Annotated in this window: 10 protein-coding genes and 1 tRNA gene; 7 read left to right on the top strand and 4 right to left on the bottom strand. The window is 55.1% G+C overall.

Translation table 11 applies throughout. The features are described from left to right. Positions 1 to 51 precede the first annotated feature (51 nt). Together TRICHSKD4_RS01685 and TRICHSKD4_RS01680 are read left to right on the top strand one after the other, a co-directional pair. Positions 52 to 585 (top strand): phasin, encoded by a 534-nt coding sequence (locus TRICHSKD4_RS01685; RefSeq protein WP_009758986.1) that lies wholly within the window; start codon positions 52 to 54, stop codon positions 583 to 585. A 185-nt stretch (positions 586 to 770) separates the two neighbouring features. Then, positions 771 to 847, top strand: a tRNA-His gene (locus TRICHSKD4_RS01680). 31 nt (positions 848 to 878) lie between these two features. On the opposite strand, the gene TRICHSKD4_RS01675 is transcribed toward TRICHSKD4_RS01680, so the two are convergent. Then, complete coding sequence (locus TRICHSKD4_RS01675) at positions 879 to 1,310, bottom strand: DUF3291 domain-containing protein (RefSeq protein ID WP_009758985.1); 432 nt, start codon at positions 1,308 to 1,310, stop codon at positions 879 to 881. A gap of 315 nt (positions 1,311 to 1,625) precedes the next feature. Here TRICHSKD4_RS01675 and TRICHSKD4_RS01670 point away from each other — a divergent pair, with 315 nt between their 5' ends. The 3 genes from TRICHSKD4_RS01670 (at position 1,626) to TRICHSKD4_RS01660 (ending at position 3,603) form a co-directional block, all read left to right on the top strand. After that, positions 1,626 to 2,453, top strand: coding sequence for a sulfite exporter TauE/SafE family protein (locus TRICHSKD4_RS01670; RefSeq protein ID WP_009758984.1), 828 nt, complete (start codon positions 1,626 to 1,628; stop codon positions 2,451 to 2,453). Positions 2,454 to 2,588: 135 nt separating this feature from the next. Then, positions 2,589 to 3,290: an AzlC family ABC transporter permease gene (locus TRICHSKD4_RS01665; protein WP_040615960.1), complete on the top strand. Its 702-nt coding sequence runs from the start codon at positions 2,589 to 2,591 to the stop codon at positions 3,288 to 3,290. Then, on the top strand, positions 3,283 to 3,603 hold the full coding sequence (locus tag TRICHSKD4_RS01660) for an AzlD family protein (RefSeq protein ID WP_009758982.1): 321 nt from the start codon (positions 3,283 to 3,285) through the stop codon (positions 3,601 to 3,603). The genes TRICHSKD4_RS01665 and TRICHSKD4_RS01660 overlap by 8 nt, the downstream gene beginning before the upstream one ends. Positions 3,604 to 3,605: 2 nt before the next feature. Here TRICHSKD4_RS01660 and TRICHSKD4_RS01655 read toward each other — a convergent pair whose 3' ends face one another. Beyond that, a complete protein-coding gene (locus TRICHSKD4_RS01655; RefSeq protein WP_009758981.1) occupies positions 3,606 to 4,838 on the bottom strand; it encodes a bifunctional aminoglycoside phosphotransferase/ATP-binding protein in 1,233 nt (410 codons plus the stop codon). 9 nt (positions 4,839 to 4,847) lie between these two features. Continuing rightward, positions 4,848 to 5,303: a hypothetical protein gene (locus tag TRICHSKD4_RS31090; protein ID WP_083782701.1), complete on the bottom strand. Its 456-nt coding sequence runs from the start codon at positions 5,301 to 5,303 to the stop codon at positions 4,848 to 4,850. On the opposite strand from TRICHSKD4_RS31090, the gene TRICHSKD4_RS01650 reads away from it, so the two are divergent. After that, positions 5,302 to 5,682 (top strand): hypothetical protein, encoded by a 381-nt coding sequence (locus TRICHSKD4_RS01650; RefSeq protein WP_009758979.1) that lies wholly within the window; start codon positions 5,302 to 5,304, stop codon positions 5,680 to 5,682. The two genes, TRICHSKD4_RS31090 and TRICHSKD4_RS01650, sit on opposite strands and share 2 nt — an antisense overlap. A gap of 182 nt (positions 5,683 to 5,864) precedes the next feature. Next, complete coding sequence (locus tag TRICHSKD4_RS01645) at positions 5,865 to 7,538, top strand: thiamine pyrophosphate-binding protein (RefSeq protein ID WP_040615956.1); 1,674 nt, start codon at positions 5,865 to 5,867, stop codon at positions 7,536 to 7,538. Between the two features lie 4 nt (positions 7,539 to 7,542). Here TRICHSKD4_RS01645 and TRICHSKD4_RS01640 read toward each other — a convergent pair whose 3' ends face one another. Then, positions 7,543 to 10,275 (bottom strand): bifunctional acetate--CoA ligase family protein/GNAT family N-acetyltransferase, encoded by a 2,733-nt coding sequence (locus TRICHSKD4_RS01640; protein WP_009758977.1) that lies wholly within the window; start codon positions 10,273 to 10,275, stop codon positions 7,543 to 7,545. Positions 10,276 to 10,312: the final 37 nt, after the last annotated feature.

Here is a 10,312-nt window from a genome sequence, read left to right as displayed (position 1 = left end):
GCGGTAGATGACTTCGATTGATCGCATCCGAACCAATTAGGAGATGAGATCATGACTGAGACAGCAACAACCAAAGCTGCACCGAAAACCAAAGCCGCTGCATCCAAAGCCGCTGCATCCAAAGCCAAAGCTGCTCCTGCAGCAGCTGCTGCTTTCCCAGATTTTGAAGCTTTTGCAATGCCGAACATGGAAGTTCCGGCTGCATTCCGTGAAGCCACGGAAAAAGGCCTTGAGCAAGCTCGTGAAGCTTATGCAAAGGTCAAGACAGCTGCTGAAGACGCAACTGATCTGATGGAAGACACATTCGAAACATCCCGTCAGGGCGTTGTCGAGTTCAACCACAAGGCCGTTGATGCAGCTCGCAACAACATGGACGCCACCTTCTCCTTCGTGAAGGACCTGATGGGTGTTAAGTCCCTTTCCGAAGCTGTTGAACTTCAGTCTTCCTTTGCTCGCCAGCAGTTCGACTCGCTGAGCGCTCAAACCAAAGAAATGCAGGACCTGGCTCAAAAGCTCGGCACTGACGTTTCTGCTCCGGTCAAGGAAGCAGTTGAGAAGTCCTTCAAGGACCTCAAAGTCAACTAAGTTGACGCGGGGTTTTCCCGGTCTTGAGAATTTAAAACGCCTCGCATCATTTGCGGGGCGTTTTTTCATCCACTGGTCATTTGTTTTTGGCAAAATTGGCCCTTGTGGAACGAAAGCAAGCTGTTTAAAAAACGGGCTTGCAATCAGGTCGGAACGCTCTTATGTTCCGCGCCACTTCGATACAGGCAGACGTAGCTCAGTTGGTTAGAGCGTCGGATTGTGGCTCCGAAGGTCGGTGGTTCGAATCCACTCGTCTGTACCATTCTTTCAAAAACATATTGTCCGTTCTGAGTTCAGGGTTCGATCTGAGCCTTCAATTGATTAGACGCTGCAAGGCGTTTGATCTTTGCAGTATCAGGATTGAAAGACCTGCCTTCTGGATCAAACAGCGCCTTGAAGGTAAAGGCCGTTTCAGTTGGTCCGTGATCTCCAAGATGTTCGATTTTCCTAACCGCCTCTGCCCAGTCGGGTTGATGGTCTTTGGAGACCCACCAGATAGCGTAGTTCGGCCAAGGTGCGGGGTGGGCGTGCCACTCTGCTCCGCGCCTGTAAGCCTTGCCATGAATACCGTGAAATGTCGCAGCGATCAGTGCTTCGGCCGAAGTCCAGAGTGAAAGGGTCGACGGCGCAAGTCCGTCTCCATTGTGTTTCCAGTATTTTGGGAAAACCTGTACCCCCCAAACTTTCCGGCCCCGGTTCTCCGTCGTAGCCCGAGCGGGAAACAAACCCTTCCGCAGCTTCGATTGCGCGATAGGCGTCTGGTTCAGCCTCCCGAAAACCCTTGATCAGGTCACTTTGATATCGGTCGAGGAACTCGTTGAATGTGTAGGCTGCAAGGTAATGTCCTGGCATGCGGCTCCTAGAATGAAATTTGGAAGGACGACGCAATCATTGCGAGCAATGCAGAGAACACAATACAGATAATGACCGTCTCGCTCGGATTTGAGTAATTGTGGCGAACTGGCAACAGCTGATCTGCACTGGTAATTCTGTATAGGCCGACCTATCGTGCCGCGCGACACAGGCAAGAGGTTGGGGTTATGGAAGATATCAGTCTGGTTTCACTGGCAATTTTGGCGGTTGCGCTGCTGGCAACTGGTGTTGTCGCCGGAATTATCGCCGGACTGTTGGGTGTAGGCGGCGGGATCGTGATCGTTCCGGTGCTCTACTACATGTTCAACGCGCTGGGCGTTGACCAGAGCGTTTTGATGCATGTTGCCGTTGGCACCTCTCTGGCGACCATTTTAGCAACCGGGACCTCCTCTGCACGGGCACATTGGAAGCGTGGAAGCGTTGATATGGACCTGCTGAAAAGCTGGTGGTGGGCGATTGCACTTGGTGTCGTTGGCGGTGCGACGCTGGCTGGCAACATCTCCGGTGGAGCTCTGACCGCTGTCTTTGGCGTGGTCGCCGTGGTTGTTGCTGCGAACATGCTGATGCGCAAGGAAGGGGCCGCTTTGGCGGAAAAACTGCCCGGCCCGCCGTTGCGCGAAGCTCTGGGCGTCATGATTGGCGGCATTTCCGTGATGATGGGCATCGGCGGTGGAACGCTGGGTGTTCCCACCTTGACCCTCTTCAATTTCCCCATTCGCAAAGCTGTCGGCACGGCGGCGGCCATAGGCCTGATTATCGCCGTTCCCGGCACATTAATGTCGATCTATTTTGGCTGGGGCGCTGAAAATCGACCACCGTTTTCAGTTGGATACGTGAACTTGATCGGTTTTTTGCTGATTATTCCAGCCTCCACCTACACAGCCCCACTTGGGGCGAAAATCGCTCATGCCATTGATCCATCAAAGCTGAAGTTGGTTTTTGCGCTCTTCCTCGGGTTTACCGGGGTCCGCATGCTGGTGGATGTGCTCCTGTAAAGGTGGCATGCATGAGCTTGATAGGTGCATCAAGAAAAATGATTTGTCTGCAACGCCTTGCAAGCGCTTTATAGGCGCGCTCACTACAAGCGCTAATCTTCGATGCGCACAGCATCTTTTCCAACAAGTGATCTGATGAACGAAACACCGGTTACCCTGTCCGTTAACGGATGTCTGAAAGGCATTCGCCTCAGCATTCCCATTTTGCCCGGGGCCATGGTGTTCGGCGCGGTGTTCGGGACAGTGTGCGCTCAAAAGGGGTTGAGCTTCGTCGAGACGATGATGATCAACTCGCTGGTCTTTGCCGGTGCTGCACAGTTTGTGGCCATGGAGCTGTATCAGGCGCAGCTGACCTACGGCATCATGCTTGCGATGATTGGAGTGACCGCTGCCGTCAACATGCGCATGCTGCTAATTGGGGCCAGCCTGCGGCCTTGGCTTGGCTCGGTCCCCGGCTGGCAGACCTATCCCGCGCTCTATCTTCTCACCGACATCAACTGGCTTTTGTCTTTACGCGAATATGGCAAGGGCGAGCGGGACTGGGGGATCTATCTGGGCAGCGGGGTTTTCCTGTGGTTCATGTGGGCGATTTCTGTCATTCCGGGGTATCTGGCAGGAAGCGTTGTTGCTGATCCATCCATTTGGGGTCTGGATGTCGTTTTGCCTGCCTTCTTCGCCGTCATGTTGGTCCCGCTCTGGAAAGGCAAGCGCCAAACCGTCAGCTGGGGCGTGGCAGGTCTGTGCTCCCTTGCAACCTGGTATGTTTTCGGCGGTTACTGGGGAATTATGACCGGTGCGGTCTCCGGAGCGCTGGCAGGGGCGTTGATCGATGAATGATCAAATCATCGCCGCGGACTGGATGTTCACAGCCACTGTTCTCGGCATGGCTGTAGTCACCTACGCCATGCGCGCGGGCGGGTACTGGATCATGGGGCAAGTGCCCCTGACAGCCCGAGTCCGCCGAGCTCTGGAAGCACTGCCCGGCGCCATTATTGTCTCAACCATTTTGCCGATTATCCTCAAGGGGGGCGTGTCGACGGTCATGGCCTTGATTGCGGCTATCCTTGTTATGGCCTTGATCCGGCGGGACTTTGTCGCCGTTGTGTTGGCGGCTGTTGTTGCCACGCTGTGCCGGTTGGGCGGGCTTTAGCCTCATCTCGTTGGTGTTTCAGGAAGCTTCAGGCTGCTGAGAATGCTGGCCAAAGTGGCGTTCGCAGAGGTGCCAGCTTCAATCTGATCCCAGGTCATCTCTCCAAGGTCATATCCAGCTTGTGCTTCGATTACGTCGGGCGTTGCATCCGAGGCGTCATTCTTGCGGGCTAAAACGCGCGACTTGGCAATATGCAGTGGCGCCGTTAGCCAGATGCCTTTGAATGCAGCGCCATTTTCTGCTGCAATCGATTCAAGACGTTGGCGTTCTGTGTCTCTGGCAAGAACGCCGTCAAAAATGACCGAATGTCCCGCCATCAAACAGGTGCTGGCATTTTCCTGAAGCTGCGCATAGACCGAGTCCGATTTTTCCTTTGTGTAAGTGCCCTCAGGCGGTGGGTCGGTTTCGTTCAAACCAAGGGCCCGCTTGCGTTCAACATCCGTGCGCAGAACGCGTGCGCCGGGGGCAGGAGAAAGATGAGGTGCAAGCCCATAAGCGGCCGTTGTTTTGCCGGTTCCGGAAAACCCGCCAATGGCGGCAAAATACGGCTGCTGAGCCGCCAAGAATTCCTGAGCCAGTCGGAAATAGGAACGCGCATCGTCTTCTAACGTTGCCCTTTCTGTTGGGTCTGTTTGAAAGCGGGCGTTTGAGGCAGAAATCTTGGCGCGCAGGCAAGCTCGCATCATAAGGTAAAACGGAAGGGCTGTGAGGCCAGACTGATCTTCCACGCGACGGGAAATGTCCAGATAGCGATTGAATATCCGGTTGGCGGTCGCTCGTTGATCAAGGTGCCAAAGGTCCATCAAAAGATAGGCAAGATCATAAAGCACGTCACACGTGGCGATGTCTTCGGAAAACTCCACCGCATCGAATAGCATTGGCTTACCTTCGATCAGCACAATGTTGCGCGTGTGAGCATCGCCATGACAGAGCCGAATTAGGCCCGCATCCCCTCTGCTCAGGATCAAGGGTTTCAGCCTCGACAGAAGCTCCCGCGAGACTTGAGAAAGCCTCTTGGTTTCCTCAGGTGGAAACAATTCGGGCGCTTCGGCAAAAGCCGTCTCGTTCTGGGTCAGATACTTTGACAATTCATCAAAGAAGCGCTGACCGTCTCGCTTCGGGGCGCGGTCATGAGCCCTCACCATCATCTGAGCGAGATCATCAGCCAGAGCTAAAGAGAGCGGTGAGCCTTCGGCAAGACGTTCCAACTCATTCGCGCGATCAAACTGCGCCATTTCAACCAGTCACTCGACAGGCTCCCCATCGCCATCAATCTCAAGGTGGCCCTGGGGCGATCTGGTGATCGGTTTGGCGGAGCGATAGATCTGCGGCGCGTGAGGGGCGTTCAGTTCAATCTCCCGCTCGCAGGCGCGTTTGCGAAGAGCAAGGGTAGAATAGTCCAGGAACGGATATTGGACGTCACGCTTGATTTTGTAAGCTTTTTTACCTGTCAGGAAGATGACGTTCGCGCCTGTATCAATGCGTTGGATGCCGCGTTGGTCTGGGTCGTCTGCAGGAAGGGACTGAATAAAGGCAAAGACGGTTTCCTGATCAACGCGCTCGCTTGGTGTCATGATTTGCCCGTCAAACTGCCCTGTTTCGATGCTCACAAAAGTTGTAGCGGCACAATTGATTTCGCTCAATGAGCGTTTTCCGGTCTGTGCCACTGTGCAGTCAGATGGAAGAAGGAGACAGGTCATGAGCGAACTTCATGCCCTTAAGAAAATCCGCTTGAACCTTGCCCGCACCAAGGAGCACCCGCAAGGCTCGGCCCAGCATGGCTATGAGTTTACAGCGCCTTTGGATGAGACCGGTCACATTGATGCTGCAACCTGGAAGAAAGAGCGTGACCATTGCCGGGTTCGTCGGTTTTGGGGCAATGAGGAAGAGGAAATCGGCCACCTGATCCACCGTCCGGGCGGTTCGTGGGCCTTTCACTATGACATTGAGGGGGATGATGACGACGAAGCGGGTTATCGCTTTGGAACGCATGCATTCAACCCCGGCGAATATGTCTCCATTAAGGATGAAGACGGTGACCTGCACACCTTCCAAGTCGTCACAGTTCAACCGGTTTAGAACTTTGCTTTAGAACTTTATGGTGGGAAGAGGGTCGTGGCATCCGCTGCGGCCTTTTTCATTCCGATTGGAAATGATCTCATTGCCAATTAGCCCGACATGATGTCTCCAAGTCCTTGCCAGACTGCGATATAGGAAAGGGGCCGACTATGGTTGGTGGAACGGGTTTGGAGGAAGATGGAATGACCATTCAGGATAAGACCGGCGGGCAATTGCTTGTGGAGGCTTTGGAAATCCACGGGGCAGAGCGGGTCTTTTGCGTGCCGGGCGAGAGCTATCTGGCGGTTCTGGATGCGCTTCATGACGCCGACATTCCTGTCACTGTGTGCCGTCAGGAAGGCGGTGCGGCCATGATGGCCGAAGCCCATGGCAAGCTCACCGGAAAACCTGGAATTTGCATGGTAACGCGTGGCCCCGGTGCGACAAACGCAGCCGCAGGCATTCATGTGGCTGCTCAGGATTCCACACCCCTGATCTTGTTCATCGGGCAGATCGAACAATCCATGCGTGAGCGTGAGGCCTTTCAGGACGTAAACTACCGGCAGATGTTTGGTGGAATGGCCAAATGGGTTGCTGAAATTGACCATGCGCATCGTGTTCCGGAATTTCTATCTCGTGCTTACCATGTTGCAACATCTGGTAGGCCCGGCCCGGTCGTTTTGGCTCTCCCGGAAGATATGCTGGTCGAGATGGCCGCCGTTGCCCAACCCGAACCTTGGCAACAGGTAGAAACTTATCCCGGCCCGGGTCAGATGAAACAGCTGGCCGACAAGCTCGCTGGCGCAACCAAGCCGATTGCGATTTTGGGCGGTAGCCGGTGGAATGAAGAAGCGGTCGGCGACTTCACACGTTTTGCCGAGCGGTTCGACCTTCCCGTGGCCTGTTCCTTCCGCAGGCAAATGCTCTTTGATCACCTTCATCCCAATTATGCCGGCGATGTGGGCATTGGTATCAACCCGAAACTTGCGGAGCGCGTAAGCCAATCGGATCTGGTGCTTCTGGTCGGAGGGCGCATGTCGGAAATGCCGAGCCAGTCCTACAGCCTGCTGAACATTCCGCAGCCGAGCCAGTCGCTGGTGCACGTTCACCCGGATGCAGAAGAACATGGGCGGGTTTATCGTGCGGATTTGGCAATCCATGCCTCACCAACAGCTTTTGCGCAGGCGGTGGCTGAGTTGGAGCCGGAACCCGTTTCGGCTCGAAAATGGGAAGTTGCTGCGGCCCATGAAGATTATCTGGCTTGGTCCAATGCGCGCCCTCAAACACCGGGCGATTTGCAGATGGCAGGTGTGATGGACTGGATCGAAGGCAATATGCCGGAAACAGCCATCTTCACAAACGGCGCTGGAAATTACGCAACCTGGTTGCACCGCTTCCACCGGTTCCGCTCATTCGGAAGTCAGGCGGCTCCGACCTCTGGCTCAATGGGATACGGCCTTCCGGCAGCTGTTGCGGCAAAACTCGCATTCCTGGACAGGCCTGTGGTTTGTTTCGCTGGCGATGGGTGCCTGCAGATGACCATGCAGGAATTTGGCACAGCGTGTCAGGAGGGCGCAAACATCATCGTGTTGGTGATTGATAACGGTATGTATGGCACCATCCGTATGCATCAGGAGCGGCATTACCCGGCCCGCATTTCGGCAACCAAACTTCAAAACCCGGATTTTGCGGCTTTGGCGCGTTCCTATGGTGCTTTTGCAGAAACGGTGGAAACAACGGATGCTTTTGGGCCTGCAATGGAGCGGGCGATGCAAACTGGTCGGCCTGCGTTGCTTCACCTGAAAATCGACCCGGAAGCCATTACCCCAGCGGCTTCATTGTCGCAAATCCGGGCGCAGGCTGAAGCGAAACAATAACAGGCTAGTCTTCGTCGTTGATATCACCCACCGGGAGAACGACCTCGGCAATGCCGGGGTCATCCGGAGAGGTATGAACGTCAAACCCAAGGGCCTCGCACATGGAGAGCATACTGGTGTTCTCCTTCAATACTTCACCGCGGACCGTCTCTATCCCATCAGCTTTTGCATAGCGGATAATCAGCTTCATCAAGGCAAGGCCGAGACCGTATCCCTTCAAGTCTGATCGCACCATGACGGCGTATTCGGCCGTGGTGTGATCAGGATCTGCATGCAGGCGGACCACCCCTAGTAGCTCTCCGGTTTCTGAATCGAGAGCCGCAAAGGCCATGGCTCGGGAGTAGTCCAGCTGGGTCAGGCGCGCGAGGAATTTGTGATTGAAGTCACGCACGGGCGCAAAAAAGCGCAAGCGCAAATCTTCATGGGAAACCTTCTCAAAAAAGGCCTTGAAGAGATCTTCATCATCCGGGCGAACGGGCCGAGTGAAAACTGTTTCACCGTTTTTCAGGGCGAGGGTCTGTTCCCATTCGCTGGGGTAGGGCGCGATGGCGAGCCGGGATTCGCCGCTGCGTCCGGGGTGATGAACAGGCCGCCCCAACGTCATGCGGGCGTCTAGCGCCAGAATACCTTCCTTGCGGACCACGATTGGATTGATATCCAGCTCCAGAATTTCCGGGATATCGATTGTAATTTGAGAGAGCTTTACCAATGCAAGGGCGACCGCCTCGCGATCAAGCCGGGGCCGCGTATCGCCCCCATTGAGCAAACGCACGATGCGTGTTCGGTCAATCATGGCACTGGCCAGATTGAGATCAAGTGGCGGCAGCTCCAGGGAAACATCGAGACTGTCTTCCACGGCCGTTCCCCCATGGCCAAAGACCATCACAGGACCAAAAACCGACGTGTCAGCAAGCCCCATGTAAAGTTCAACGCCATGTCGATCTTCCAACATAGGATGAACCGTGACGCCTGTTATCGTGGCTTCCGGGTAGGCGGCCTTTGTCTTTGCAATCAGGTCTTCAGCCGTTGCACGAACAGCTTCCGGAGATTCAACGCCCAATCGGACACCATCAAACTTGGACTTGAAGGGTAGATCAGGCGAGATGAGTTTCACGACGCAGTGACGACCCTCATCGAAGAACTTGCAGGAAAGGTCCGCTGCTTCTTCAGGGGTTTGTGCCAGGCAAGTTTCAATAATTGGGATATGATACGCCTTTAAAATGGCGCAGACATCTTCCGGTGATAGCCAAGCCTGATCCTTTGCCAACGCACGGTCGATAACGGCGCGGGCAGCTACGACGTCAGGTTCAAAGCCCACTGGCAAACTCGGAGGGGCGGCCATCAGGAAGTCACGGGATTGCGCGTCACGCGCCAGATACATGATGCTGCGTACAGCCTCTGCCGGACTATCGTAACAGGGCACCCGTGCTGCATCGAGCGCGATGCGATCATCAGGGTCACCGCCAACCAAGCCAGCTACGATTGCCTTCTTGCGACCGGTGCGTCTGCGATCCGCCTTGGCGGCCTCCGCAATGGCTGTGCCAAAGGTGGAGAGATCAGTAAATGCGGTCCCTGCGTGAAGGGCAAGCACGCCATCAACGGATGGGTCCTGCAAGACCGTCTTCAGGATGTCCCGAAGAGCTTCATCTGGCACATCCTCGGTCAGGACAAGAGATGCTGAATTGGTAGGTGCAGTACTGTCAAAAACAGGCTGCCTGCAAAAGGGAGAAACGGCATTTCGGGTCTCATCACTCAGCACTGCGAGTTTTCCGCCCCTGTCCATCAGGGCATCGGTTGCAAGGCTGGCAAGGCTGCGACCGTTTGAAACAACAGCCAGTGCATCACATTTTGGGATGCGGAGACGGGACAGCGTTTCGACCGCTTCAAACATTTCATCAAGGTCGCTCACGCGCATCATACCTGTGCGGCGAAAGACAGCGTCATAAACCCAATCGGGGCTCGCAAGCTTTCCAGCATGGGTTCGCCCGCTCCCGAACGTATCGCGGCTGCGCCCTGTCCTGATAACGATAACCGGCTTGCTTCGCGCTGCAGCGCGCGCGGCTGATAAAAACTTCCTTGGAGCCGATATCCCTTCCATATGCAGGACGATGGACCGGGTTTTATAATCCTGCGCGAAATAGTCGATGAGATCGCCAATATCCACGTCCAGCCGTGTCCCGAGTGAAACGACCGATGAAAACCCGGTTTTGTTTTGCTGTGCCCACGAGAGCGTTGCGTTCAAGATTGCACCAGATCTTGAAATGAAAGCTATATCACCGGCCTCAGGGTCCGATCCGCTCAATAAGGCATTGAAGTTCGATCCGGGAGACGCAACCCCAAGGCTACCCGGTCCGGTCAGGCGAATGGCTTTTGGTCGTGCGGCTTCGCGGCACTCTTGCAAAAGTGCTTCCGGCCAGGTTTCAAATCCGGGCGAGGGGATCAGGACAGCACGTGTCCCTTTCTCGCAAAGGTCTCGGATAGTTTGCGGAACCCGAAGCTGTGGCCCTAGGTAAATCACCAGATCAATGTCGTGCGACACGTCACTGAGGCGTTCAACACTGTCTCCGCTCCAGTCCTTTGGCGCAGGAAGGCCAACCAGTGTGACGGGTCTTGAGGCCGAGAAGTCTTTCTGGAGCCCTTCAAGAAGCCGTTCGCTCAACGAGTTGGAATGCCGTGAAGGACCGACAACTGCAATGGAATTAGGGGCAAAAAAAGCGTCGAGATTGCGAATGGTCACAAATGGCCTCATTCAGCAGGAAAAGCATGCGCTGGTT

This window comes from Roseibium sp. TrichSKD4, assembly GCF_000148725.1.
Classification (GTDB): domain Bacteria; phylum Pseudomonadota; class Alphaproteobacteria; order Rhizobiales; family Stappiaceae; genus Roseibium.
This window is presented reverse-complemented; position numbering and strand designations above follow the sequence as displayed.